The sequence below is a fragment of the Texcoconibacillus texcoconensis genome (assembly GCF_014202575.1).
Classification (GTDB): domain Bacteria; phylum Bacillota; class Bacilli; order Bacillales; family Salisediminibacteriaceae; genus Texcoconibacillus; species Texcoconibacillus texcoconensis.
Map to the genome: position 1 here is coordinate 146,612 of NZ_JACHHB010000007.1, position 25,496 is coordinate 172,107.

25 protein-coding genes are annotated in these 25,496 nt (G+C 38.3%); 19 read left to right on the forward strand and 6 right to left on the reverse strand.

Going from position 1 to position 25,496, the window contains the following annotated elements; all coding sequences use genetic code 11:
- Positions 1-62 precede the first annotated feature (62 nt).
- From HNQ41_RS09310 to HNQ41_RS09330, 5 genes are all read left to right on the forward strand, one after another.
- Positions 63-1,385, forward strand: a complete 1,323-nt coding sequence (locus HNQ41_RS09310; RefSeq protein WP_184664149.1) for a radical SAM/SPASM domain-containing protein — start codon at positions 63-65, stop codon at positions 1,383-1,385.
- 560 nt (positions 1,386-1,945) lie between these two features.
- The gene (locus HNQ41_RS09315; RefSeq protein WP_184664150.1) at positions 1,946-3,145 is read left to right on the forward strand and encodes a NupC/NupG family nucleoside CNT transporter; all 1,200 of its coding nucleotides are present in this window, start codon (positions 1,946-1,948) and stop codon (positions 3,143-3,145) included.
- A 67-nt stretch (positions 3,146-3,212) separates the two neighbouring features.
- Complete coding sequence (gene cdd, locus HNQ41_RS09320; RefSeq protein WP_425506983.1) at positions 3,213-3,596, forward strand: cytidine deaminase; 384 nt, start codon at positions 3,213-3,215, stop codon at positions 3,594-3,596.
- 21 nt (positions 3,597-3,617) lie between these two features.
- The gene (deoC, locus tag HNQ41_RS09325) at positions 3,618-4,289 is read left to right on the forward strand and encodes a deoxyribose-phosphate aldolase (protein ID WP_184664152.1); all 672 of its coding nucleotides are present in this window, start codon (positions 3,618-3,620) and stop codon (positions 4,287-4,289) included.
- A 567-nt stretch (positions 4,290-4,856) separates the two neighbouring features.
- On the forward strand, positions 4,857-5,054 hold the full coding sequence (locus tag HNQ41_RS09330; protein WP_184664153.1) for a YwbE family protein: 198 nt from the start codon (positions 4,857-4,859) through the stop codon (positions 5,052-5,054).
- Between the two features lie 2 nt (positions 5,055-5,056).
- Here the strand turns inward: HNQ41_RS09330 and HNQ41_RS09335 are convergent, their stop codons facing one another.
- Positions 5,057-5,374 carry a hypothetical protein gene (locus HNQ41_RS09335; protein ID WP_184664154.1) on the reverse strand — a complete coding sequence of 106 codons (318 nt, stop codon included), beginning with the start codon at positions 5,372-5,374 and terminating at the stop codon, positions 5,057-5,059.
- A 299-nt stretch (positions 5,375-5,673) separates the two neighbouring features.
- On the opposite strand from HNQ41_RS09335, the gene cshA reads away from it, so the two are divergent.
- Together cshA and HNQ41_RS09345 are read left to right on the forward strand one after the other, a co-directional pair.
- Entirely contained in the window at positions 5,674-7,149 is a 1,476-nt protein-coding gene (gene cshA / locus HNQ41_RS09340) for a degradosome RNA helicase CshA (protein ID WP_246421576.1), read from the forward strand.
- Between the two features lie 181 nt (positions 7,150-7,330).
- On the forward strand, positions 7,331-8,149 hold the full coding sequence (locus HNQ41_RS09345) for a uroporphyrinogen-III synthase (protein WP_184664155.1): 819 nt from the start codon (positions 7,331-7,333) through the stop codon (positions 8,147-8,149).
- Between the two features lie 49 nt (positions 8,150-8,198).
- Here the strand turns inward: HNQ41_RS09345 and HNQ41_RS09350 are convergent, their stop codons facing one another.
- Entirely contained in the window at positions 8,199-8,774 is a 576-nt protein-coding gene (locus tag HNQ41_RS09350; RefSeq protein ID WP_184664156.1) for a DUF6944 family repetitive protein, read from the reverse strand.
- A 195-nt stretch (positions 8,775-8,969) separates the two neighbouring features.
- Between HNQ41_RS09350 and HNQ41_RS09355 the strand changes: the two genes are divergently transcribed.
- The 4 genes from HNQ41_RS09355 to HNQ41_RS09370 all read left to right on the forward strand — a co-directional run bounded on the left by HNQ41_RS09355 (position 8,970) and on the right by HNQ41_RS09370 (position 12,795).
- Complete coding sequence (locus HNQ41_RS09355; RefSeq protein WP_184664157.1) at positions 8,970-9,860, forward strand: SDR family oxidoreductase; 891 nt, start codon at positions 8,970-8,972, stop codon at positions 9,858-9,860.
- A 280-nt stretch (positions 9,861-10,140) separates the two neighbouring features.
- Positions 10,141-10,815 (forward strand): beta-phosphoglucomutase, encoded by a 675-nt coding sequence (gene pgmB, locus HNQ41_RS09360; protein ID WP_184664158.1) that lies wholly within the window; start codon positions 10,141-10,143, stop codon positions 10,813-10,815.
- Between the two features lie 39 nt (positions 10,816-10,854).
- Positions 10,855-12,318 carry an NADP-dependent isocitrate dehydrogenase gene (locus HNQ41_RS09365; RefSeq protein ID WP_184664159.1) on the forward strand — a complete coding sequence of 488 codons (1,464 nt, stop codon included), beginning with the start codon at positions 10,855-10,857 and terminating at the stop codon, positions 12,316-12,318.
- 87 nt (positions 12,319-12,405) lie between these two features.
- The gene (locus HNQ41_RS09370; RefSeq protein WP_184664160.1) at positions 12,406-12,795 is read left to right on the forward strand and encodes a RidA family protein; all 390 of its coding nucleotides are present in this window, start codon (positions 12,406-12,408) and stop codon (positions 12,793-12,795) included.
- Between the two features lie 60 nt (positions 12,796-12,855).
- On the opposite strand, the gene HNQ41_RS09375 is transcribed toward HNQ41_RS09370, so the two are convergent.
- The 4 genes from HNQ41_RS09375 to HNQ41_RS09390 all read right to left on the reverse strand — a co-directional run bounded on the left by HNQ41_RS09375 (position 12,856) and on the right by HNQ41_RS09390 (position 16,893).
- Positions 12,856-13,830, reverse strand: a complete 975-nt coding sequence (locus HNQ41_RS09375; RefSeq protein ID WP_184664161.1) for a hypothetical protein — start codon at positions 13,828-13,830, stop codon at positions 12,856-12,858.
- A 182-nt stretch (positions 13,831-14,012) separates the two neighbouring features.
- On the reverse strand, positions 14,013-14,543 hold the full coding sequence (locus tag HNQ41_RS09380) for a Gx transporter family protein (protein ID WP_184664162.1): 531 nt from the start codon (positions 14,541-14,543) through the stop codon (positions 14,013-14,015).
- Between the two features lie 23 nt (positions 14,544-14,566).
- Positions 14,567-14,977: a NusG domain II-containing protein gene (locus tag HNQ41_RS09385; RefSeq protein ID WP_184664163.1), complete on the reverse strand. Its 411-nt coding sequence runs from the start codon at positions 14,975-14,977 to the stop codon at positions 14,567-14,569.
- A 98-nt stretch (positions 14,978-15,075) separates the two neighbouring features.
- Positions 15,076-16,893, reverse strand: a complete 1,818-nt coding sequence (locus tag HNQ41_RS09390) for an FAD-dependent oxidoreductase (RefSeq protein ID WP_184664164.1) — start codon at positions 16,891-16,893, stop codon at positions 15,076-15,078.
- Between the two features lie 419 nt (positions 16,894-17,312).
- Between HNQ41_RS09390 and HNQ41_RS09395 the strand changes: the two genes are divergently transcribed.
- From HNQ41_RS09395 to HNQ41_RS09430, 8 genes are all read left to right on the forward strand, one after another.
- Positions 17,313-18,362: an FAD:protein FMN transferase gene (locus HNQ41_RS09395; protein ID WP_184664165.1), complete on the forward strand. Its 1,050-nt coding sequence runs from the start codon at positions 17,313-17,315 to the stop codon at positions 18,360-18,362.
- Between the two features lie 32 nt (positions 18,363-18,394).
- Positions 18,395-19,333, forward strand: a complete 939-nt coding sequence (gene menA, locus HNQ41_RS09400) for a 1,4-dihydroxy-2-naphthoate polyprenyltransferase (protein WP_184664166.1) — start codon at positions 18,395-18,397, stop codon at positions 19,331-19,333.
- A gap of 20 nt (positions 19,334-19,353) precedes the next feature.
- Positions 19,354-20,163 carry an energy-coupling factor transporter ATPase gene (locus HNQ41_RS09405; RefSeq protein ID WP_184664167.1) on the forward strand — a complete coding sequence of 270 codons (810 nt, stop codon included), beginning with the start codon at positions 19,354-19,356 and terminating at the stop codon, positions 20,161-20,163.
- The gene (locus HNQ41_RS09410; protein ID WP_184664195.1) at positions 20,154-21,011 is read left to right on the forward strand and encodes an energy-coupling factor transporter ATPase; all 858 of its coding nucleotides are present in this window, start codon (positions 20,154-20,156) and stop codon (positions 21,009-21,011) included. Before HNQ41_RS09405 ends, HNQ41_RS09410 begins: the two co-directional genes overlap by 10 nt.
- Positions 21,008-21,805: a CbiQ family ECF transporter T component gene (locus HNQ41_RS09415; RefSeq protein WP_184664168.1), complete on the forward strand. Its 798-nt coding sequence runs from the start codon at positions 21,008-21,010 to the stop codon at positions 21,803-21,805. The genes HNQ41_RS09410 and HNQ41_RS09415 overlap by 4 nt, the downstream gene beginning before the upstream one ends.
- A gap of 163 nt (positions 21,806-21,968) precedes the next feature.
- Positions 21,969-22,658, forward strand: coding sequence for a TetR/AcrR family transcriptional regulator (locus HNQ41_RS09420; RefSeq protein ID WP_184664169.1), 690 nt, complete (start codon positions 21,969-21,971; stop codon positions 22,656-22,658).
- A gap of 198 nt (positions 22,659-22,856) precedes the next feature.
- Entirely contained in the window at positions 22,857-24,164 is a 1,308-nt protein-coding gene (locus HNQ41_RS09425; RefSeq protein WP_184664170.1) for a glycine/sarcosine/betaine reductase component B subunit, read from the forward strand.
- A gap of 12 nt (positions 24,165-24,176) precedes the next feature.
- The gene (locus HNQ41_RS09430) at positions 24,177-25,493 is read left to right on the forward strand and encodes a glycine/betaine/sarcosine/D-proline family reductase selenoprotein B (protein ID WP_184664171.1); all 1,317 of its coding nucleotides are present in this window, start codon (positions 24,177-24,179) and stop codon (positions 25,491-25,493) included.
- Positions 25,494-25,496: the final 3 nt, after the last annotated feature.

Here is a 25,496-nt window from a genome sequence, read left to right on the forward strand (position 1 = left end):
AGATGAACTTGCTATACTGTAAGTTAAAAGCATTTGCACAGAAGATGAGGTTGGTTAATTTTATGAATGAATGGAAAAAGTCAAGGTTTAATGTTACGACTGAAACAGAATCTGATGAATTACTCATTTACAACAGTTATACGGGGGCTATTGCTACGATTGACCCTCCTGAAAAACAAGAAGCTTTACAGATTTTAAAAAATCCAGTTGCCGATCACCACTCATCTGAACTTATAAGGGTGTTTAAAGAACAAGGCTTCCTTGTCAAATCTTCTATTGATGAAAAAAAACGAGCGCAAGACTTACACGAATCGGTGCAGCACACCGATAGTATGCACCTCGTACTACTACCGACAGAAGCGTGTAATTTCCGTTGTACTTATTGCTATGAAACATTTCAACGTGGAAATATGAATGAAGACGTTCGAGAAGGTTTAAAAGCTTATATGAATCAAAAAGCAAACCAATTATCAAACTTGATGGTAAGTTGGTTTGGGGGTGAACCTCTGCTTGCTTTGGATGAAATCATCGAAGTTTCTGAGTCTTTTCTTGAAACAGCAGAACGTCATGACATCGCTTATCAAGCAGAGATGTCCACAAATGGTTATTATTTAACAGAAGAAACATTCCGTAAACTTTTACAATTAGAAATAAGGCAATTTATGATTACCATCGATGGATTAGAAGACGTACATAATCAAAGGAGAGGATTGGCACAAGGTGGTGGAACATTTTCAACGATTATTGATAACTTGAAGAAAATCAAATTGATTCCTGGAGATTTTGAGATATTTTTACGAATCAACTTTGATGAACATAATCGTCAAGATGTTCGGGCGCTCATCACTTATTTGAGTGAACTTTTTGCTGATGATGATCGTTTTCAAGTGTTAGTTCGCCCAGTCGCTCGCTGGGGAGGAGAAAATGATGAAAATATACCTGTTTGTGATGGTTCAACAGCTCACCAACAAACATGGTCATTTACGGACTTTAGTATTGACAATAACTTAAAAGTGAGTTCACAAATAGAACAAGCATTAATGCCAACAGGTTCTGTTTGTTATGCAGCTAAGCCCAATTCCCTCGTTATTGGTGCAGATGGTCACATCTACAAATGTACATTAGCTTTCGATGAGCCTTTTAATCAATTAGGTCAATTACACCGAAATGGAACCGTGACACTGGATTACGATAAAATCGCTGAATGGACAATGTCAGGTGAAAATCAAGATGAACATTGCCAAGCTTGTTTTTTCCGACCTGCATGTCAAGGGAACCATTGTCCGTTTTATCGACGAACAACAGGATTTCGCCCTTGTTCATTTGAAAAGCAAAATATAAAAAAAGTATTACAACTTATTTGGAAAAGTCATACACTTACCTGATCATTTGATGAAAGCATCATCAATATTTAACTTGAACAGGGAGGTGAAAAGATGCGTGTCATTCGTCCGGGGGTTTCTCCGAAGGAATCAGCTAAAAAAGGCCAACTTGTAAAGTCTGTGCCTGGAAATATTAAATAATTATTGTAAAACGTTTACTGCTATAGCAGTAAACGTTTTTAATTGCTAAGCACATAAATTCAAAGAGACAGAGATAAAATAAAAAAAACCAAAAAAAATGTCGAAAAGGGGTTGAGATGTTAGACATCTTACGTTTATACTAAAGAAGAACAGTTGGACAGGCGAGACGCTTAAAACAACTTGTTTTTTTTGCAGGGAACTGAAAAGGGTTACAATGTGATGCGCTTAGAAGTTTGTTGTCAACACATTTAATGCAAAATTAGTTGAATTAGAAAAACACAATAACTCTAAGTCATCAAAAGTATATACTTTTTAAGTGCACCTGACAGATATTATTATTATTATTTTTTTCTATTGGTTTAAACCAACAAGAAAGAACAAAAGTGAAAAGGAGTGTAAGTTATGCATTTTTATGGGGTATTATGGGGATAGTAACAGTATTAGGTATCGGCTTCCTATTATCAAATAATAAACGATCCGTTAAATGGCGTACGATTTTAGGTGGTTTAGCGATTCAAGTCACTTTTGCTTTCATCGCATTACAGTGGAATGTTGGTGCAGAAGCTTTACAATGGATCACATTTAGGGTTCAAGACGTTATTGATTTTGCCAATGAAGGTATTGGGTTTTTATTTGGTGCATTAGCAGATGGTGACGAATTCGGAAATATTTTTGCTTTTCACGTATTACCGATTATTATTTTCTTTTCATCATTAATTTCTGTATTGTATTACCTTGGAATTATGCAGTGGTTGATTAAATTAATTGGTGGCGCTCTTTCCAAGTTGTTAGGAACGAGTAAAGCAGAATCGATGTCTGCAGCAGCAAACATCTTTGTTGGACAAACTGAAGCTCCGTTAGTAGTTCGTCCGTTTTTACCAAAAATGACACAATCGGAATTATTTGCGGTTATGACAGGTGGACTTGCTTCTGTTGCAGGTTCCGTATTGGTTGGTTATCACTTAATGGGTGTACCGCTTGACTATCTATTAGCAGCAGCATTTATGGCGGCACCTGGTGGACTGATTATGGCAAAAATGATCATTCCTGAAACGGAAAAATCAGAGACAGCAGATAAGTTAGAAATGGAAAAAGATACAGAAACAAGTAATGTTATTGATGCAGCAGCAAGAGGTGCGAGTGAAGGTTTGAAACTAGCTCTAAACGTCGGTGCGATGCTTATTGCATTCGTAGCGTTAATCGCTCTTCTTAATGGTATTTTAAACGGTGTTGGTGGAATCTTTGGTTTCGAAGGGGTTACAATTGAAGGAATTCTAGGAGTTCTGTTTGCACCATTTGCATTTGCAATCGGTGTACCGTGGGAAGAAGCCATGCAAGCTGGTTCTTTCATTGGACAAAAGATTACCATTAATGAATTCGTTGCCTTTGCATCTTTCTCAGAGGCAATGGACGTAGGTGAATTATCTGACAAGAGTATCCTTGTGTTAAGTTTTGCGCTTTGTGGGTTCGCAAACTTCAGCTCATTAGCCATTTTAATTGGTGGAATCGGTGGCATGGCGCCAAACCGTCGTGCTGACATCGCAAAACTTGGTATTAAAGCTGTTATCGCAGGTACTCTTGCGTCATTGTTAAGTGCTTCTATTGCAGGAATGTTCTTTTAATTAAAATACAAACTTGATAAACTAAACACGTTAAGATAAGGAGGGGAAGCTCTTGGATAATCATGCCATGATAGAAGAAGCGAAAAAAGCACGTGAATATGCTTATGTTCCTTATTCTACTTTTAAAGTAGGAGCTGCACTAAGAACAAAAAACGGGGATGTATATCACGGATGTAATATTGAAAATGCGGCTTACCCGATGTGTAACTGCGCAGAAAGAACAGCTTTATTTAAAGCGTATTCAGAAGGTGTCACTTCCTTTGATTTACTCGTAGTCGTTGCCGACACGGATCGCCCTGTCCCTCCATGTGGAGCTTGTAGGCAAGTGATTTCTGAGTTGTGCGAACCGGACATGGAGATTTGGTTAACGAACTTGCAAAATGACGTCAATAAAACAACAGTGAAAGACCTTTTACCAGGTGCTTTTTCTCCAGCGGATCTAAACAAATAAAATTAATTATAGGTGATAATAATGAATGAAAATATTGCAAAAATGATCGACCATACAATGCTTAAAGCAGATACGAAGAAAGAACAAATTGATAAAGTTTGCCAAGAAGCGAAAGAGCACGGGTTCTTCTCTGTTTGTATCAACCCTACGTGGATTGAAGAAGTTGCAAATCAACTTGCGGAATCTGATGTAAAAGTTTGTACGGTTATCGGTTTCCCTTTAGGCGCAACAACGCCTGAAACAAAAGCATTTGAAACGAAAGATGCGATTGAAAAAGGTGCAGACGAGGTTGACATGGTTATTAATATTGGCCAATTAAAAGATGGTCAGTATGACGCGGTAAAGCGTGATATCCAAGCTGTCGTTGATGCTGCGAATGGTCAAGCTCTCGTAAAAGTAATTATCGAAACGAGTCTTCTAACAGACGATGAGAAAAGAAAAGCATGTGAGTTAGCTGTTGAAGCAGGAACAGACTATGTAAAAACATCAACAGGCTTTTCTACTGGTGGTGCAACAGTCGAGGACATTCGCTTAATGCGTGAGACAGTCGGTCCTGATATCGGTGTGAAAGCTTCAGGTGGTATGCGAGATCGCGAGACAGCAGATGCAATCATTGAAGCGGGTGCGTCCCGTATTGGAGCAAGTGCAAGTGTGGCCATCGTCCAAGGTGGAACGAGTGACAGTGATTACTAAAATCAATAAATGTAAAAAGCTGAGCATATATGCTCGGCTTTTTATTTTTTGGTGAAACGGATAAAAACGAAATATCGATAAACACTAAAAATGAATGCAGAATAACTTACACCCTGACAAACAATTTAAACGGTATCAGGGAAGAGGTGTAAGTTTAAGTTTTCATCATGAAAAAGATCGTCCCAAGAAGGTGACGACCTTTTAACTAAGCCATTTAACTGTTCAAATGCATGAGCAACACGTAATAGCGTTTCATCTTCACCGTAACGACCAATGATCATCATACCGATTGGTTGTTTTTTGAAATAGGGACGGTAATCGCAGGGTGCCCTATGATATTAAATGAAGCAGTATTCGTAAATACATCAATAGCCTTGTGTATTCTCTCTTCTATGGTTGCTTTAGGTTAGGGAATATCTAAGTTCGTTTTATTGATAAATACTGAATTTATGAATCATTTCATCGTTGATCCCCTTTAGCAATTGGTATACAATGATTCCGTAAAAATGAAACTGATGATAGCGAGAGTACAGATAACCTCGATTTAGAATAGGAGGGAAGAATGAAATGAAACAAGGACAAACACGAAATCATATATCCATTGGATCGAAGGTAGAGATTGTTTTAAAGAAAGACCAAAGAACAGGTCGCACGACATCTGGGACGGTTAAAGACATCTTAACAAAATCAGCAAATCACCCACATGGCATTAAAGTACGTTTAACAGATGGACAAGTAGGACGTGTGAAAACCATCATCGAATAGATTTATTTTGTTTCTGCACGTCGTTTTTTCAGTTTATCGATTTCTTCCGTTACGACAAACGCTAAATCGTCATTACCGAATAATGATAAAACGCCTAATAACGTCTCATCGGCAATGTCCCCTGCTTCTTCTTTAGGTACAGTTAAGTCAATGGCTTCTTTTAACGTATGATTTTTAGTTTGTGTTGGATAAGCGCGTGTATACAAATCCTCTGGATCAAGGTTGTTATTAACACACCATTGAGTAAAGACGAGAACCATCATTTTTTCATCTTTTTGGTAATTTTCTACGATTTGATCTTCAACATTTTTTGAATTCATGCTAAAAACCTCCTTTAATGATCATAATAAAGTTAATTATATCGAAAGTTAATGACATTTTCATTATTTGTGGTATAATTAATATTCTATGCAATTGGTTTTGTTTACCACTTGACTATACATTCTTTATCAAATAATCATTTTTCGGCCGTATAAAAGATTGTGCGTTTCGGAACAGACGAAGCGCTTTTTCATGTTGGAATTTTGAGAATGGCAATGATTTTCTCAGTTGAATAAGCTTGTTTACAGTCGGGGATGGTTAAAATAAAAGAAGAAAAGAATAAAGGAGAAATGACAAATTGACTACATTTTTTGAATTTGGTCTCACTCATGATGTAACAAAAGCATTGAGCAATATGGGATTTGAAGAAGCAACACCGATTCAAGAGCAAACGATAAAGGTCAGTCTTGAACGGAAGGATTTAATTGGTCAGGCACAGACTGGAACAGGGAAAACAGCTGCATTTGGTGTACCTCTAGTGGAACATGTTGACACCGAAAGCGGTGATATTCAAGGTCTTGTTCTAGCGCCGACGAGAGAGTTGGCAGTTCAAGTCGCTGAAGAACTGAACCGAATTGGAGAATTTAAAGGTGTACAAGCTTTACCTGTTTATGGTGGGCAAGATATTCAACAACAAATTAAAGCACTAAAAAGAAAACCGCAAATCGTTGTTGCAACCCCTGGCCGTTTTATGGACCACATGAGAAGAAAAACGATTCGTTTGCATTCCATCAATATGGTCGTTCTAGACGAAGCAGATGAAATGTTAAATATGGGTTTTGTTGAAGACATTGAATTGATTTTAGGGGAAATTCCAGATCAAAGACAAACATTGCTCTTTTCTGCGACAATGCCGAAAAAAATCCAGCATTTAGCGCAAAAGTTTATGAATGACCCTCAAACAATTGCTATCAAACCAAAAGAATTGGCGATTAATAATATTGAACAAGAATACATTGAAGTTCAAGAAAAAAAGAAATTTGACGTCCTCAATCGTTTAATAGACATCCATTCTCCAGAGTTAGCGATTGTCTTCGGGCGTACAAAACGACGTGTGGACGAATTAGCAGAGGGATTAAACAGACGTGGATATAGTGCAGAAGGGACACATGGTGACCTTACACAAGCAAAACGTGACGCTGTTTTGAGAAAGTTTAAAAACAAAACAATCGATGTTCTCGTTGCAACAGATGTAGCTGCACGTGGGTTAGATATTAGTGGTGTAACGCACGTTTTTAACTTCGATATTCCACAAGATCCTGAAAGCTACGTTCACCGCATTGGTCGAACAGGGCGCGCTGGTAAAACAGGTATGGCAATAACATTCGTCACACCTCGAGAAATCACGCACTTAAAAACGATTGAAGAAGTGACAAAGAGAAATATCCCCCGTCGTGCAATTCCGACATTTTCAGAAGCAATAGAAGGTCAGCAACGTATTGCTGTTGAAAAACTCCTTCATATCGTTGAACATGAAAACCATCAGGAGTATCGTGTAATGGCAGAGCAATTATTAGATGATACGGATTCGGTGACCCTTGTTTCAGCTGCCTTAAAGTCATTAACAAAAGAGCCAGATACGACTCCAGTAAACCTTACCGGTGAAGCACCAGTAAGGGTACGAAAAAATCAAAAGAATGACCATAAGAAAAAAGACCACAAACATCGAGGGGGAAAAGGAGGAGGACGTGGACCACGACGAAATAATGAACGAAATAATGAACGAGGAAAACAGCGCGGTCCAGTCGATTTCAAGAAAAAACGTAAAAATTAACTAAGGCTTAAAAGAGCCTCATGGAAACTTTTGGCTAAATTATAAAATTAGATTAACATAAAAAACATGTATTTCGCTTAGTGAAATACATGTTTTTTTTTGAAGGATATAGGGATGGATTTATTGAATAAATAATTGAAAAATTGTTTTAAAGTTGACCATGATAAAAAGAGGTGGAATGATGATTAACGGATTAACAGGTAAAAGAATCGCTTTCACGAGCTCGCGACGAACAAACGAATTATCCACATTAATAGAAAAACAAAATGGAGTCCCTGTTAGTAGACCTCTTCAAGGAACGACGTTTTTTGCAGATCACAAAGTGAAAGAAGACATTTTAAATATATCAAATGAGAAAATCGATTTGTTTGTATTTACTACAGGAATGGGAACAGAAGCGTTGATTCATTTATCTGAACAACTAGGAGTTAAAAACAACTTTTTACACACCATTCATGATGCAAGCATCGCAGTAAGGGGATATAAAACGAATACTTTAATGAGGAAGTTTGATATTAAAACAGATATTGTAAGTGAAGATGGAACAATCAAAGGATTGATTGATGAATTAAATGATTATCCGTTTGCCAATCAAAAAGTAGTTGTACAACTACATGGTGAATCAGCTCCCGAACTTATCAACACGCTTGAAGCGAAGGGGGCAACGGTTATAGAGCTCCTTCCTTATGAGCATATTCCACCAGAAGAAGAAACGCTTCAAATGATGGTTGAGGAACTCTTACGAGGAGAATTAGGTGCTGTATGCTTTACAACCGCCACGCAAGTTCGTTATTTGTTTCAGCATGTCAAAGACAAAGCTAATCTAAGCCATGTATTAGACATATTTGATAGTCAAACATTAGCAGTTGGTGTTGGCAAAGTGACAAAGGATGCACTTAAAGAAGAGGGAGTCAAGGAAGTACTAACGCCTGAAAATGAAAAAATGGGCGCAATGGTGGTTGAATTATCTCAATATTATCAATCTAATTTTCATAGATAAAAAATAGAGCACCAACTCATCGATGTTCGGTGCTCTTTTCGTATCTTACTTATTCTGAAGGCGGCCAAATATTTGGATCATCGTCATACAAATAATCACGCGTAGTTCCAATCGCTTGTAGGTTGGCCCCAATTGTTTGTATTACACCTCCTACGGCTTTCACTGCTCTACCTTGTTTTTCTTTATTAGCTAATTGGAAAAGTCCACCGGCTGCTTCGAATATTGCACCTATAGAAAAGATGACATTCCCGATTTCTCTTTTTGGGTCGTATTGAACCCTTCGTAAAGCGACCATGTATGCACCAATCGATTGGAAAGAGGCACCGATGATTTCAATTTGTTTATTGATTTCACCATCTCTTCCTGTTAATTCTCGGTACGTTGTCACTGATACTGTTGATGCACCAACTGCTTGGATCCAGTTTCCCACGATCGCGATCGGGTGTATTCCAGAGGTTGCTTGAAGCGCATTTCCGAAGGCTTGGAGAGCCTTACCTACGACAACCAATTGAAAATTAATAACGTGATCACTTGTTAACCTACCACCCGTCCCAATTGCAGCAGTGGTAACACCGATCGCTGATATCCAGTTTCCAATAAGATCTATAAATTGGTTGATGTTCATCATCTGTACCACCAATCCAATCAACATCCTCATGTAGTATATTCGAAGCACGAATTCTTGTGTTGGCGATTTAAATACCCTTCGTATTAAGTGGGCGTCTATGTACTGAAATACCAAATTTATTGTCATATTGAACCTCTCTTAGCATGTGGGCATACATTGAAATGAACAAATGATATTAGGGGAGAAAGGATAATGAGTAACGCGAATCATTTTATTGTAAAAACAGAAAAAATTCCTGTGCAATTCCCACCGCAACATCAGCCGTTTCAACCAGGGGTTGAATGGATGATGGAACCGCGTCCGATTGCAGAAAGTGTTCATTATCAAGGAAGCGGAAAGTTGGAGGGGAAAGTCGCAGTCATCTCTGGTGGAGACAGTGGAATCGGTAAAGCTGTTGCGATTGCATTTGCAAAAGAAGGTGCTCATATTGTGGTCGTGTATTTAAATGAACACGACGATGCGATGGAAACGAAAAAACGGATCCGTCAACTTGGTAAACAATGTTTATTGATTTCAGGAGATCTTGGATTTGAAGAAACAAGTTTTTACGTCGTGAATCAAACGATGGAAAGGTTCGGGCAAATTGATGTTGTCGTTAATAATTGTGCAGCATCTTATCCAAAGGATAGTATTAGGGAAATCACAGCAGAACAGCTGTATCGAGTTTTTCAATCAAACGTTTTTTCGTACTTTTTCCTCACAAAAGCTGCCCTGCCGTTTTTAAAGAAAGGAAGTTCGATCATTAACACCGCATCAGAGGGAGCCTATGATGGACACAGAGGGAATCTCGATTACTCAACGACAAAAGGCGCTAATGTCACTTTCACACGGTCGCTCTCCCTTGACTTGGTTGACCAAGGGATTCGCGTCAATGGCGTTGCGCCAGGTCCAATTTGGACTCCTTTAATACCGTCTAGTTTCCCTGCAGAAGATATGATGACATTCGGCTACGGTACACCAATGAAACGCGCAGGACAGCCGTATGAACTAGCACCAGCATATGTTTATTTAGCATCAGAAGACTCGAGGTATGTAACTGGACAAATTGTGCACGTTAATGGTGGAATGATTAATGGCAGTTAACATGTCTTGAAAACGTCATATTGTTCTAACGATTTTGCGTTAAAAAGGATAATATGAAGCTTTGTCGAATGAATATAAGTGATAATAGAGGACAAAAGATGAAGAATACGTTATGATAAAAATGATATCAATAGGATAAAATCTGCTAGATTCTATGTGATTCTCAGGTTTTAAAGTAACAGAAAATTTGAACATATGTGTTTCTAGATGAACATGACAAATGTGATACAAGTCGTTAAAATTCTCCTAGAAGAGCACTGTAAGATAAGGAGCTTTCGTTTTGAACTTACTATTTGAAGCAGTTATTTTTGATTTAGATGGGGTACTTGCTGATACAGTTGGTGACCATTATTTAGCTACCAAGCGCGTTGCCGATGAAGAGGGATTACATTTCAACCGTGAGATGAACCAAAAAGTACAAGGGATGAGTCGGCGTTTTCTAATTGAACAACTTGTGAAAAATAGCCAATATAAATATTCAGATGTTGAGAAGGAAAAACTCGGTGAAAGGAAAAACCAGTATTACAAAGAACGAATAGCTGGTCTTTCAAAAGAAGACCTATTACCTGGTATGCACTCATTTTTAATACAGTTAAAACAACATAATATAAAATTAGCCATTGCTTCTTCGAGTTCAAATGCAAAATTGACACTTACAAACCTTGAAATTATTGATTTTTTTGATGTCATTATTGACCCAAGATCTGTTCAGAACATGAAACCTGATCCTGAAATTTTCATAAAAGCAGCAGATGAATTAGAAGTGTCAGGTGAGAAGTGTGTGGCGATTGAAGACGGAGAAGCGGGTATGCAAGCCATTAAACAAACCTCAATGTTTTCAGTAGGGATTGGGGATCATACTGCATTGAAAAAAGCAAATTGGCATGTGAAAAACACAAGTGAAATAACCCTAGAAAAGTTAGCAAGTAAAGTAAATCACGCCCAAGCCAACTGATAAAAAATCAGTTAGATTATAAGGATTGGAGAGATAGTGATGACAAAAAAACGCGCAATTACAGTCGCAAAAGGTGATGGAATTGGCCCTGAAATTATGGACGCAACATTGAAGATTTTAGATCAAGCTGGAGCAAGGATTGACCCTGAATTTATTGACATTGGTGAACAAGTATACTTGCAAGGGTACACCTCAGGAATTACAGATGAAGCCTGGGAGTCACTTAGAAGAACGAAAGTGTTCCTTAAGGCACCGATCACTACACCACAGGGTGGTGGTTTTAAAAGCTTAAACGTAACCATTCGAACAACATTAGGTCTATACGCAAACGTAAGACCAAACATTTCTTACGAGCAGTTTATTCAAACGAAACACCCTAACATGGATCTAGTGATTATTCGAGAAAATGAAGAAGACTTGTATACAGGGATAGAGCATCAACAAACAAATGAGGTAACACAAAGTTTAAAGTTAATTACGCGTCCTGGCAGTGAAAAAATTATTCGCCATGCATTTGAATACGCAAGAAAAAATAACCGCAAAAAAGTCACTTGTTTTTCAAAAGATAATATTATGAAAATCACAGATGGCCTTTTTCATAAAGTATTTGATGAAGTTGCAGAAGAATATCCCGATATTGAAACAGAGCACTGGATTATCGATATAGGGATTGCCAAAATTGCGGATACGCCTGAACATTTTGATGTCATTGTCATGCCGAATTTATATGGAGATATTGCTTCTGATGTCGCATCGCAAATTTCAGGAAGCGTAGGTATGGCAGGTTCAGCAAATATCGGGGACCAATGTGCAATGTTTGAAGCGATTCATGGAAGTGCTCCGGATATTGCAGGTCAAGGTATCGCAAATCCATCTGGTTTAATCCAGGGTGCACTTATGATGCTCGTACACATAGGGCAGCCTGAAGTAGCAGAAAAGATACATAACGCGTGGTTAAAAACGTTAGAAGATGGCATTTATACAGGAGATGTTGCTAAAGGCGGAGCATCTGTTAATACACAAGAGTTTGCAGAAGCTGTCATAGAAAGACTAGGAGAGAAACCTTCAACAATGGAGCCGGTTCGTTATAATAAAGAAATAGCAAAAGAAGACGATGATCAAGTAATCGCGCCTTTCGTGAAAGACAGGGAGAAGCCAGACGTAGCGCGTCAGCTTGATGGTGCCGATGTTTTTTTATTCAATAACGATCTCTCTCCTGATGAAATCGGGCAGAAGCTAGAGGGTCTAACAGGATCACGCTTTCAATTATCAATGATTAGTAATCGAGGAGTGAAAGTTTATCCTGGAGGCTTTCCTGAAACGTTTTTGACAGACCATTGGCGTTGTCGTTTCCAAATTGCAGGTGGCCAAACTGAATTGACGAACGCTGACATTCAACAATTGTTACACCGAATTAGTGAGGCAGGGTTGGAATGGATTAAAATTGAGAATTTATATACATTTAATGATGAACTGGGTTATTCATTAGGACAAGGTCAGTAATCTATCATCAATAATCGGTATAATAGAAGTTTAATATGCATCTAGGCTATAAATAATAGATAAGTATAAAATGAGGAGGATTTTAAAATGAATAAAAAGTCTGTATATACAAAAGAAGCACCTGAAGCGATTGGGCCGTATTCTCAAGCGGTTGTTGTAAATGGTGTTGTATACACTTCTGGGCAACTTGGACTAGATCCTAATACTGTCGAGATGGCTGACGGTGTTGTAAACCAAACGCATCAAGTCTTAAAAAATGTCCAAGCTGTATTAAAGGAAGCGGGAAGTGACTTAAATGAAGTGGTGAAGGCGACGATCTTCTTAAATGATATGAATGACTTTTCACAAGTCAATGAAGTATATGCTAGCTATTTCGAAAAACCGTACCCTTCAAGAAGTGCAATTGAAGTGAGTAGGTTACCAAAAGATGCATTGGTAGAAGTAGAAGTGATTGCGTTAGAAAAGGACAATCAATAATAAAAAAAGCTATCTCATAAACCAGATTGGTTGTTGAGATAGCTTTTTGTTGCTACTTAATTATTCAACTGAGATATCTCCAGTTACTTCACTGTCAGCATCGATCTCAGAAGATTCTTCATACTCTTCACTTGCAAAGTAAATGTTTCCATCAACTGTCGCATCTTGAAGGGTGAAGTCGTTTGCTTCTACGTATACATCGCCTTCAACAATACCACCTTGAACTCTTGTGTTTTCACTACGAACCGTTAATTCTGGTGTTGTTAATGTGTAGCGATCCGTTACATTTCTATCTTCATCTTGATCATATAAAGCTAACTTACGTGCTAACTCGCCTCTGTTTGTTTGCTCGCCTTCTAATACAAGTGATTCCTCTGTAGAGAAGTCATCTTCAAAAATAACAATCCATCCACCGTTTTCGCTAACACCTTCAAGAAGGGAATCCTCATCTACTACAACCGTCTGAGTAGCACCAGTAACTGCGTCTGCTTCGCTTTCTGCTGATTCGTCGACAGAAATAGCGCCAGTTACTTCGCTATCCTCTCCAATTTCAGCAGAGTCTTCGTACTCTTCACTAGTGAAAATGATGTCACCATCAATAGTTGCTTCTCGAAGTTCGAAGCCGTTTGATTCAACAAAGACATCGCCTTCGAAAGTTCCGCCTTGAACACGTGTGTTTTCACTTTGGACTGTTAATTGAGGAGCAGTTAATGTGAAAGAGTCAGTAATGTTACGATCGTCATCTTGATTGTATAAAGCTAACTTACGATCAAGCTCGTCATTGTTGTAATGATCTCCTGCTAAAACAAGGTCCTCCTCAGTAGAGAAGTCATCTTCAAAATGAACAATCCATGCTCCGTCTTCACTGATCCCTTGGAGAAGGGAGTCTTCGTCTTCAACCATAACTTGAGTAGCACCAGTTACTGCATCTTCATCTCCACCTGCTTCTTCTGTTTCTGCAGGCTCATCAACAGAACATGCCGCTGTGAACAAAGTCAAAGATGCGCCTAAAGCAAGTAATGTTTTTAGTTTCATAAATTTTTCCCCCTGATGTTTTGAAATTTCACATGAAATCATCACGTGATTAGGTTCACAATTGATTCTACCAAATAAATGAAGGTATACAAATATATTATTTTAATTTTTTTTGTCCTTTTTGTGAAGATGAATATCTTTAAATTATTACCACGATAACTATAGTGTTAAAGGGTGATTGTTTAGCTAGATTCACGTAAATATTTATAGTAATGGAGTTTTTCGACATAAGTTAGTAGATAATTTGCAGCAACGCCTACAGCAATTCCCGATAATATCGCGACAAAAGTTAACACAGGTAAATAGAGAAGGATCGACCACGTCTGAGCAATCCAACTAGCAATCAGTAATTGGCCTACATTGTGCAAAAACGCACCAGTGATACTAACGCCGATGATACTTACTCTAGATGGACCTAGCTTATGAACGATGGACATACCTATGAAACTTAATATCGCACCAGATGCACTGTACATAAATGTAGATATTGTTCCTCCAAGTAGAGCTGTGAGAACGAGGCGAGTCCCAACCACTTTGCCTGCATCAGCTGTTGATAAAGTGTAAATGGCCATTACTGTGATAATGTTGGCAAAACCTAGTTTTGCTCCTGGTGCAATGGCAAATGGGGAAGGGATCGACCGTTCAATTAAGCCAATAATGACTGCTTGAGACGCTAATAAAGCAATGTAGACGAGTCGTTGATTTTTTGTCATACTTCTCTACTTCCAATCTTATGCTAGTAACTTAGAATTTCATTTTCTACATGACCATCCTCAGCTTCGATTTCGATGACAACGCGGTGATGCAAGCACACGATTGTCTCACCAGGTGTTGAAATAAATCCGGTTAAAACACAAACTTGATCAGGACAATCAGAACTTTGTATACGTATTTGTTCATCTTGAAGTTGTACTGTATTTGTATCGCAAGGAACTTCAGGAATATCCAATATTTCATTTCCTTCATGACCTGTAAGGGGAATACGTTCGATTTCTTCGTTGTCAACAGAAACGACAGCTTCAAGATTTGAATCAGCAGAAACACTACCTTGTTGATAAGTGAAAACAACAGAAGGGAGGAATGAAAGAAGAATGATTAAGGGGATGATGATCCAATCCCAAAACTTAAACATATGGAAAACTTTCATGTTGATACGCCCCTTCATTTTTAATTTAATAGTTTCAAAAACTGCTCGTTAGTGTATTAGAAGAACCAACGAGCAGTTGTGATTTTTTTCAATATCAGTTATTTTTTAATACTGGTTTTATCGGTATATATTGCACGTTCTTTCCCATACCACCAGTTGCCTAATTTGTTTCGAAGGCCAGGGATGACCCAATAATCTAAGCCTAATGTACGTCCTGAGCCGTTTAGTAAAGCAATAGATGCAGGTAATACCCAAAGTTGATCCCAGCCGAGCATTGCTGTTAATACAAACATTGCAATAAACTTGGCACTTATAAAACTTGCTATCCATGTAAAGATACCAAAAATGAGTGCTAAACCAATAGCTAATTCAGCAATAACGACGATCTTTTGCATCATGACAGCAATTTCAGGCGTTGGTATCATTATTTTCATAATTCCTTCAAACCAACCAGGCATTTCACTGATTATAGTGGCTGCCGCATCACCTTCGTCCCATTCAGATGCGCCACTTGTCGCATCTGAATGTAACCAATCAAATGGCATGTTTACTACGTTATTTGTAATCCACGAATCTTCTCCAAAAGCTTTTGCTGCGCCTTCATAAAGCCAGAATCCACCGACAAACAATCGTAAAGGAACACTCCAGAGTGCGTTACCATAGCGAGACGGCATATCTCTGAAAATATTTCTTTTATCTTTTGTATGGAAAAATTCATGTTTTACATATTGAACCATATAATAGCCACTTCTCAACGTGAAGAAGTAAAACAAATTAACAAGATGCTTAACAAAATTAGCAAACCAACCACTTAAATGAATACCATTTAAGTCAGCTACGCCGTAACGACTACCAATGGAAACCATGACACCGTGGTAGTTTCCTTTAAATTCAACTTTCTCACCGCCGTTAATGTCAGCAATGATGTTTTCTGCAGCGGTGTGAGCTGTTTGTTCTGCAGCTTCAACAATTTGCGGGATCGGTTCTCCTGGATTTTCTTCATAGTAAGCTAAATCACCGACAACATAAACATTATCGAGGCCTTCAGCTTCCATATACCCATTAACATTTAAACGTCCTGCTCTTCCTTTTGATAAACCATAATCCTTTGTATCTGAGTTTGCTTGTACACCGGCTGTCCAAATTAAAGTATGTGTTGGGATCGTTTCCCCGGATTTTAATTCAAATGATTCAGCATTTACTTGAACGATTGGGGAATCTTTTATAATTTGCACACCATGTTTTTGTAAGTATGCTTCAGCTTTATTTGCATCTTTTCGCTCGAGCATGTTTAAAATCGTTGGAGCAGCTTCGATCACTTGTAATGTGAACTCATCTTCATCAATTTTGTTATCTTTAGCTAAACGCTTTTTCCATTCGACCAACTCCCCAACCATTTCAATTCCCGTAAACCCGGAACCGCAAACTGAGAAAGTTAGCATTGCTCGTCGCGTTTTTTCATCTCGAATCGTTGCAGCTTTTTGGACAGTTGATTCGATATGTTCGCGTAGTTGAACGGCATCTTCCCAAGACCAGAGGGTAAATGCGTGTTTTTCTACACCTGGTGTGCCAAAATCATTTGGTTCAGCACCCATCCCTAAGATTAAATGGTCGAATTCAAACGAACCATGTTCAGTCATCACCTTCTGGCTTTCATAGTCTACATGGGTGACGTTGTCTGTGACTAAATTCACTTTTGTCCTGTTAAAAAGTTTCCGTAAATCAAGTTGAACGGCATCTGGTTCTACTCGATGCGCGGCAACTTCGTGTAGTTCTGTCAACATTGTGTGGTATGAATTACGATCTATTAGCGTAATAGAAACGGAATCATCTTTTTTGTATTTCTTGGCTAATTTTTTTGCTGCAGAAACACCAGCATAACCAGCACCAACGATGACAATGTTCTTACCTGCCATATTTTCACTCCCCTTTTTGATCTTGAAGTTAAAAATTCTTGTGAATCAACGAACAATTGAAATTGTACAGATGTGAAAAAAAATTGTCTACCTTTTTCACCAAATAGTAACAAGTTATTATGAAAAATATTGTCTACAATTTTCACTAAATGGTAACAACGTAATGTACATAGAGGTTCATGATTTTGTCATGATTATTAAGTAGAAGAAAAAGAGGGCTTATAAACTAGGCTATGAAGGGGTTTAGTACATATTTCACCTTGATATAAGCACATAGACAGATAATTTTATGAGTGATATACTGAACGAAAATGTGAGGTTTGTCACATGTAGAAAGTGTATAATTTATTATATTTTAAAAATTACGAGTAGTTAGTACAATTAAAAAATTTTATATTTTAAAGGTAGGTTTTGCATCTATGAGAAAAAAATCACATTGGTCATGGTTAGTTGGTACTCTTATTATCGCTACAGGATGTAGTGAGTCCACAGCTAATGAAGCTGATGGACAGCTTGGAGAACCGTATCAAAAATCGCAAATTGTAATGGGAACAAATGTGAGCGTGCAGATTTTTGATGAAGGAAAAGAAGAATTTTTAGATATCGCCTTTGAGCAAATGGAGGAATATTCAGATATCACAGCAATGAATGAGAAAAACTCAGAAGTTGATTTAATTAATCAAAATGCAGGTAAAAAACCAGTAGAAGTTTCTGATGAAGTATTTACCCTTGTTGAAGAAGGGATTAAGCATGCTGAAACAACAGAAGGATTGTTTGATATCTCTATTGGACCTTTGACATCGCTCTGGAATATTGGCTTTGAAGATGCCCGAAAACCAGAACAATCGGAGATCGATGACGTCTTACCACTGATAGACCATACAAAAATCCAAACGGATAACGAAGAACAAACGGTCTATTTAGAAGAAGAAGGGATGATGTTAGATCTAGGTGGTATTGCAAAAGGGTATTTTGCTGATTTAGTTGCTGAGTTATTTGAGGAAAATGGTGTAGAAAAAGCAATCATAGATTTAGGTGGAAACATTGTTGTTATGGGAGACAAATATGATGGAGAAGCGTGGTCAGTAGGGATTCAAGACCCTCTAGCTATCCGCGGGCAATCTATTGGTACGATCGATGTCAAAGATAAATCTGTCGTCACATCAGGGATTTATGAACGGGTGCTAGAAGAAGACGGAGAGAATTATCACCATCTCCTCAGTCCGACTGACGGATATCCTTTTATGAATGAACTCGCAGGTGTCACGGTCATTTCAGATGAATCGATTGATGGAGATGCTCTATCAACAATGGCATTTGCCCAAGGGTTGTATGATGGATTGGAGTTTATTGAGGAAATGAATGAAATCGATGGCATCTTCGTTACTCGTGATAAAGAAGTTTATACAACGTCAGGAGCAGTAGATGATTTTCAGTTGCGACATAAAGATTACGAGCTTATAGACTGACTTGCTTTTTAGCAGAGGAGGGGAATGTAACGATGACCATCAGTACATTTTTGAAACTTGTAGAAATAAAAACAAAAATCGCTAGTCTATTTCCGTTTTTAATAGGGTTGTTATTTGTTATCTATCGATTTGAAGCATTTCAACCTGTAAATACATTGATTTTCTTTATGTCGATGTTTTTGTTTGATTTAACAACGACAGCTATTAACAATTATATGGACTACCGAAAAGCTACAAACGCTGAATATAAAACGAAACGTAATATTATTGGACAGAAAGCAATCCCAGAGCGTGTAGTTGTCACGACGATTTATACTCTTTTAACCTCAGCTGCATTGTTAGGGATATGGCTTACTGTTAGAACCGACTTGTTAGTTTTATTGATCGGTTTAGTCTGTTTTGCTATTGGTATTTTTTATACGTTTGGGCCGATTCCTTTATCACGAATGCCGCTTGGAGAAGTTTTCTCTGGGGGAGCAATGGGGTTTGGCATAATCTTTTTGATTATTTATGTAAATGCTTTCGACCAAGGGATTGCCCAAATTACTTGGGCATCACAAATGGTCCATTTTCAAGTAGATCTCTTCTTAATGTTTGAAATCCTCTTAATTTCATTACCTTGCGTGTTCACGATCGCAAATTTAATGTTAGCCAATAATATATGTGATTTAGAGGAGGATATTTCAAACCACCGTTACACATTGCCATTCTATTTAGGAAAAAAGAGGTCAATCACCCTTTTTAACATTCTTTATATCGCTTCCTTTTTATCGATTGTTACTGCAGTATTTCTAAACATCCTACCTTTAGCTATGTTGTTTACTTTTATCGTGATATATCCGGTATATAAACACGTTCGATTATTTAATCGGAAACAAACAAAAGAAGAAACTTTTGAAGTGGCAGTCAAAAATTTAGTCATTGTTAATGGGTCTAGTGTTTCATTACTCATTGTTGCGGTACTTATTTAGAAAAGGAAGGAGCATCTTAGGTGGTACAACAGCTCGAAGTAGAAAACCTCACTTTTCAACACGATCAACGACTAAATTCAAAAACGTTGTCCAATGTTTCTTTCACTGTTCAAAAAGGGGAGTGGTTAGCAATAATTGGGCATAATGGTTCTGGTAAATCAACATTAGCTCAATTATTAGTCGGATTGCTAGTACCTGAGAATGGTCAAATTTCCGCTGATGGATTGATTATGACGGAGGACACAAAGTGGGAAATTAGACGTAAAATCGGTTTAGTTTTTCAAAATCCAGAGAACCAATTTATAGGTTCTACCGTGCAAGATGACGTCGCTTTTGGATTAGAAAACTTGAATATGTCGTACAATGAAATGAAAATAAGAGTGGATGAAGCACTTGAGATGGTCAATATGACGAGGTTTCGATTTCATGAACCGACCAATTTATCGGGGGGACAAATGCAAAGAGTTGCGATTGCAGGTGCCCTTGCTTTGAAACCTAGTATTTTATTATTGGATGAAGCATTCGTCATGTTAGACCCGTTAAGTCGCAAAGATCTATTAGAAACATTAGAAAATCTTAAAATAACGGAAGATTTAACGATTATTTCGATTACACATGATGTAAATGAGACAGCTGTTTCAGACCGCGTTTTAGTGATGGAATCTGGGGAAGTAGTAAATAGCGGTTCCCCAGAGGAGATATTTTTAGCGGAGCAAGCGATCGATCCACCGTTTGCTGAACAATTGAGACGAGATTTAATGGCGAAGGGGCGCTCTGTTCCAGAAACATATATGACAGAACGAGAAATGTTGGGATGGCTATGCAAGTAAAGTTTCATAATGTGGCCGCTGATTATAAACTGGGGCCAATTCGTCAATCGTTTGTATTACAATCTGTCAACCTCGCGATTTCATCAGGTACTTTTTCAGCAGTGATTGGCCCTACAGGATCAGGGAAATCAAGTTTACTGAAAGTATTGAATGGGTTACTTGTTCCTAAACAAGGACAAGCTCATATTGGTGATCAAGTGATTGAAAAGGAAAATGATAAACATGTTTATAAGGAAGTACGTAAACGTGTAGGTATGGTTTTTCAATTTCCCGAATCACAGTTGTTTGCAGAAACGGTATTACAAGATATATGTTTTGGACCGATCAATTTCGGTGTACCGTTTGAAGAAGCAAAAAAATTAGCAAGTGATGTCATTGAGCAAGTCGGTTTAGAGCAAGATATATTAACGAAATCGCCGTTTTCTCTTTCTGGTGGTCAAAAAAGGCGCGTAGCAATAGCAGGTATTTTAGCGATGAACCCAGATATTCTTGTTCTAGATGAACCAGGAGCTGGTCTTGACCCAAAAGGAAAAGCAGAAATCATGTCACTTATCTTGAACTGGCACCGCAAAAAGGAAATGACTACATTATTAGTCACGCACGACATGGAAGATGTCGCTCATTACGCTGATGAAGTCATTGTCATGGAAAATGGAAGTGTTGTCATGCATGAAGAGGTACGCGATTTCTTTAGCGATGATCAACGTCTAGAGAAATGGAGCTTGGAACTTCCGAATGCACGGCGATTTCAATTAAAGGTCGAACAAGATACAGGGGTTAAGCTTCCCAATATATGCTTAACAAAAAACGAACTAGTAGAAGCGTTAATCAAGGTGGGTCTTGCGTGAATAAATTAATACTAGGCCGCTATTTTCCTGGTGACTCCTGGCTTCATCGATTAGATCCAAGGTCAAAGTTGATAGCAGGGGTCGCATTTATTTTCATTATTTTTTTAGCTGATAGTCTACAAGCATTTGCACTACTATGGGTGTTTACACTGTTTGTGATGCGTCTATCTGGGGTAGGCTTTCGCACTTATGTGCGTGGGGTCCGACCGCTCATTTGGTTGATATTGTTTGCTACACTTATGCAGATGCTCTTTCGAACAGGTGGAGCAACTTTTGTTGACTGGGGACCGATTACGATTTCCGAATACGGCATCATTAATGGTTTTTATGTTTTTTGCCGCTTTGTCCTCATTATATTTTTTTCAACAGTTGTAACCCTCACAACGAAACCGATTGACTTAACCGACGGCATAGGTTCTTTATTACGTCCGTTGCGAAAACTAAAAGTTCCCGTTGATGAATTGGCCTTAATGCTCTCGATATCGTTACGTTTTATTCCGAATCTAATGGATGAAACACAGCGAATAATGGATGCGCAACGAGCAAGAGGTACGCAATTTGGTGAAGGGTCTCTTATACAGCAAATGAAAACATTGGTCCCGATCTTCCTTCCGCTTTTTGCAAGTTCGTTAAACAGGGCTGAAGATATGGCGAATGCCATGGAGGTAAGAGGCTATCAATCCGGTACGAAGCGGTCGACTTTTCGTCAATTAAGTTGGAAAAGGATAGATACTGCAAGTTTGTTCATAATGGTCGTTTTAGCCGGTGTGTTACTTGTTGTAAGAACGATTTGATAACCACTGAGGCACGTAAGTATCAATAGAACATATAATATATATAAACATCATATGAATAAACGATGAACAATGCATGTCCAAATAAATGGGTATGCATTTTTTATATTTGAAACAAAGTCCGGTCAATCTCGTCAATTAATGGAAAGTGAGGAATCGTACTATGGAGAAGCGCGAGATTCAAATTATTCGTATGAGAAGTTATTTCATAGATGCAACCGTCCAAATTATCGAAGAAGAAGGAATAGAACATGTAACGATACGTAGGGTTGCAGATATAGCAGGTTATAATAGTGCAACGATTTATAACTACTTCAAAGAAGTTTCTCATCTTATTTTCTTTGCTGCAATGAAATATTTAAAAAGGTATGTTGAAGCTCTTCCTAAATTTATCGAAGTAGGTGAGAATGCTTTTGAAAGATTTTTGCTTGTATGGGAATGCTTTTGTAAATATTCATTTGAAGAACCGAAGATTTATCACGCAATATTTACATCCGATTTAGGGGGAGAAACGCCAAAAAAGTTAATTGATGAATACTACGATACATTTCCAACCGAATTAGTGAATTTACCGCTTGAATTAAAATCGATGTTTTTAGAGTCTAGTTTATCAAAGCGGGGCATTATCGCACTAGAAGAATGTATTGTCTCGGGCCATATTAAAGAGCAACATGCTGAAGACATTAATGAGTTTTGTATCTTAATTTGGCAAGGTATGCATATCATGATGCTTAATAACAGAAGATCTTATACAGTAGATGAAGCTACAAATGTCACAATGAAATACATACGTGATATCGTATTAAATGCTCAGCATTTTCAATTTAAGACACCTTCCATTTTAAAAGACTGACACATGTGACTTTTACGTGTGTCAGTCTTTTTGTTGGCGTCTCGCCCATTTTTTTTAAAAAGGACATCATCATGATGATTTTATAAATCAATTTTTAATTACTCACTGCATAAAATGGAATCAGAAAAGCGATTCATCATGATTAATTAATAATCTTGATGACCAATTTCGTTTTGTGGAAAAAGGGGGGGGAGGAAAATGAAACTCGAAATTGGAAATTTTCACGTTCAGGATATCGTTTTTGGTGAGCAAACGTTTTACGAACACGGGATACTATCGATTAATAAACGAGAAGCATTAAGTGAGATTTATGAAGATGAAAAGATCACGTATGCTGATCTCGTTATTGCAAGACCTGGAGAGTCAAAAAGAATTGTTCCTGTCAAAGAGGCTGTTGAACCAAGGTGTAAAGTCTCGAACGGTTCATTATACCCTGGTACGATTCATCCTATCGGTACATTAGGAGAGGGGCGTACGCATGCGTTACGAGGAAGTTGTGTTTTAGCTGTCGGAAATAAATGGGGCGGTTTTCAAGATGGTTTAATTGATATGAGTGGCCTCGGCGCGGAACAAACAGTATTTTCACAAACGTTAAATATCTGCCTTGTAGCTGAAACCAACGAAACCTTTGAACAAGATCAACAACAGAAGAAAAACAAAGCGTTGCGATTTGCTTGCATGCGTCTAGCTGAATATTTAGGAAAAAGCGTGAAAAATATGACCCCAGAAGATATTGAAGAATACCACTCACAACCGGTGACGAAGAGAAATGAAGAAGTACAAAAACTACCAAGTGTTGTTTATGTACTTCAGGTGCAATCGCAAATGATCGAAGATGGATACAACAGTCTTTTGTATGGTTGGGATACGAGTCACTTGTTACCTACTTTACTTCACCCGAATGAACTTTTAGATGGCGCGATTGTTTCGGGTAGTTTTATGCCATCTTCGTCAAAAATATCTACGTATCACCATGCAAATAATGCGACTGTGAAAGCATTAATGAGAGAACACGGGGAAACAATCAATTTTTTAGGGGTGATTGTTTCAAATTTAAATGTAAAAATGGCACACAAAAAACGTTCAGCGAAACTGGTCCGCCAACTAGCGAAATCATTAGGCGCAGATGGGGCGATTATTTGTGAAGAAGGGTACGGAAATCCTGATACAGATTTCATCAAAGTAATTGAAGAATTAGAAGATGCTGAAATTCAAACAGTCGGGATGACAAATGAATGTACAGGGAGAGACGGTCGCTCGCAACCTTTCGTTGACTTATCCACGAAAGCTACAGCCCTCGTATCGACTGGGAATGTTTCGCAAGTCCTTCATTTAGAACCAATGGAAACGGTAATTGGTGACCTTGAATCTTTAGCGAGAGATGGAAATTCTGGTGGTTGGGACGGCAGTGTGAAAGAAGATGGATCGATCGTCATGGAAAATAACGGCATATTCGGTGCAGATGCGAACGCTGGTAATCATTATAAAACCGTTGTTGAGTTTTAGGGGGTGAATAGAATGAAAAAAGCGATTTATTATATTAATCAATTCTTTGGTCAAATTGGTGGCGAAGCCAGTGCTGACTATGAACCAGAAATACGAGAAGGAGTCCTTGGACCTGGTCTTTTATTAAGTAATTTATTAGACCCTGACATTGAGGTTACGCATACGATTATTTGTGGTGATAACTATTTTGCTTCAAATGAAGAAAAAGCAATTGATAAGATTTTGCACGACTTAGAAGATCATTACTTTGATGTATTTGTGGCTGGTCCTGCTTTTAATGCAGGTCGGTATGGATTTGCATGTGGTGCAATTTGTCAAGCGGTTCAAGAAAGGTTCGGTGTACCGGCGATCACGAGCATGTATGAAGAAAACCCTGCAGTGCCTATCTACCGGGATCAAATATATATTTTTTCAGGTGGGAATAGTGCCGCTCATATGCGTAAAGATTTGCCAGTCGTCGCCAATTTCATGAAAAGAACCATGAACGGTGAAGAACATCTATCCGCGAAAGAAGAAGGGTATTTTCCGCGTGGTGTTCGCCTAGAAACGTTTCATAAGCCACCTGTCATTTCAGCAGAACGTGCCGTTGATATGTTGCTCAAAAAGCTTAATGGTGATGAATATGAAACGGAAATTCCCATGCCTTCACTGAAAGGTGTTCCACCTGCTGAGCCAATCTCCGACTTAAGTCAAAGTAAAATTGCGATCGTGACATCAGGGGGGATTGTTCCTGACGGCAATCCTGACGGAATCCAATCCGCTTCAGCAACAAAATGGGGGCAATATGACATTTCTGGTTTAAATGAACTCATGCAGGGTGAATGGCAGACGATTCATGGTGGATTTGACCCATCTGCTGCAAACGAAAATCCGAATGTTATCGTTCCTTTGGACGTATTGCGTGAATATGATCGCGAAGGTAAGATCGGTGAGATTCACAATGATATCTATACAACGGTTGGAACTGGGACAACAGAAGCAGAAGCAACAAGAATGGGTGGAGAAATTTCAGAAGATTTAAAAAAATCAGGAGTAGATGCAGTTATACTCACTTCCACCTGAGGAACATGTACTCGTTGCGGGGCAACGATCACAAAGGAAATTGAAAGAATGGGGATACCCGTTGTTCAAATGGCTAATATCGTGTCGATTGCAAAGACAATTGGAGCTAATCGCATTGTTCCTACTGTTGCGATTCCCCACCCGTTAGGTGATCCATTGCTATCAGAGACTGAGCAAAGAAAACTACGTCATCACCGCGTAGGAATTGCTTTGGATAGTTTAAAGACAAACATTGAAGAAACGACAATATTTGAAGTGAAAGAGTAAGCG

Bases quoted from the DNA above. Each gene is read 5' to 3' on its own strand.
- HNQ41_RS09420 (WP_184664169.1), top strand. From the start codon at position 21,969: ATGGAGAAGCGCGAGATTCAAATTATTCGTATGAGAAGTTATTTCATA.
- HNQ41_RS09390 (WP_184664164.1), bottom strand. From the start codon at position 16,893: ATGGCAGGTAAGAACATTGTCATCGTTGGTGCTGGTTATGCTGGTGTT.
- menA (WP_184664166.1), top strand. From the start codon at position 18,395: ATGACCATCAGTACATTTTTGAAACTTGTAGAAATAAAAACAAAAATC.
- HNQ41_RS09380 (WP_184664162.1), bottom strand. From the start codon at position 14,543: ATGACAAAAAATCAACGACTCGTCTACATTGCTTTATTAGCGTCTCAA.
- HNQ41_RS09345 (WP_184664155.1), top strand. From the start codon at position 7,331: ATGATTAACGGATTAACAGGTAAAAGAATCGCTTTCACGAGCTCGCGA.
- HNQ41_RS09350 (WP_184664156.1), bottom strand. From the start codon at position 8,774: ATGAACATCAACCAATTTATAGATCTTATTGGAAACTGGATATCAGCG.
- HNQ41_RS09375 (WP_184664161.1), bottom strand. From the start codon at position 13,830: ATGAAACTAAAAACATTACTTGCTTTAGGCGCATCTTTGACTTTGTTC.
- HNQ41_RS09395 (WP_184664165.1), top strand. From the start codon at position 17,313: ATGAGAAAAAAATCACATTGGTCATGGTTAGTTGGTACTCTTATTATC.
- deoC (WP_184664152.1), top strand. From the start codon at position 3,618: ATGAATGAAAATATTGCAAAAATGATCGACCATACAATGCTTAAAGCA.
- HNQ41_RS09355 (WP_184664157.1), top strand. From the start codon at position 8,970: ATGAGTAACGCGAATCATTTTATTGTAAAAACAGAAAAAATTCCTGTG.
- HNQ41_RS09425 (WP_184664170.1), top strand. From the start codon at position 22,857: ATGAAACTCGAAATTGGAAATTTTCACGTTCAGGATATCGTTTTTGGT.
- HNQ41_RS09370 (WP_184664160.1), top strand. From the start codon at position 12,406: ATGAATAAAAAGTCTGTATATACAAAAGAAGCACCTGAAGCGATTGGG.
- HNQ41_RS09385 (WP_184664163.1), bottom strand. From the start codon at position 14,977: ATGAAAGTTTTCCATATGTTTAAGTTTTGGGATTGGATCATCATCCCC.
- HNQ41_RS09310 (WP_184664149.1), top strand. From the start codon at position 63: ATGAATGAATGGAAAAAGTCAAGGTTTAATGTTACGACTGAAACAGAA.
- cdd (WP_425506983.1), top strand. From the start codon at position 3,213: ATGATAGAAGAAGCGAAAAAAGCACGTGAATATGCTTATGTTCCTTAT.
- HNQ41_RS09315 (WP_184664150.1), top strand. From the start codon at position 1,946: ATGGGGATAGTAACAGTATTAGGTATCGGCTTCCTATTATCAAATAAT.
- HNQ41_RS09365 (WP_184664159.1), top strand. From the start codon at position 10,855: ATGACAAAAAAACGCGCAATTACAGTCGCAAAAGGTGATGGAATTGGC.
- HNQ41_RS09335 (WP_184664154.1), bottom strand. From the start codon at position 5,374: ATGAATTCAAAAAATGTTGAAGATCAAATCGTAGAAAATTACCAAAAA.
- HNQ41_RS09330 (WP_184664153.1), top strand. From the start codon at position 4,857: ATGAAACAAGGACAAACACGAAATCATATATCCATTGGATCGAAGGTA.
- HNQ41_RS09410 (WP_184664195.1), top strand. From the start codon at position 20,154: ATGCAAGTAAAGTTTCATAATGTGGCCGCTGATTATAAACTGGGGCCA.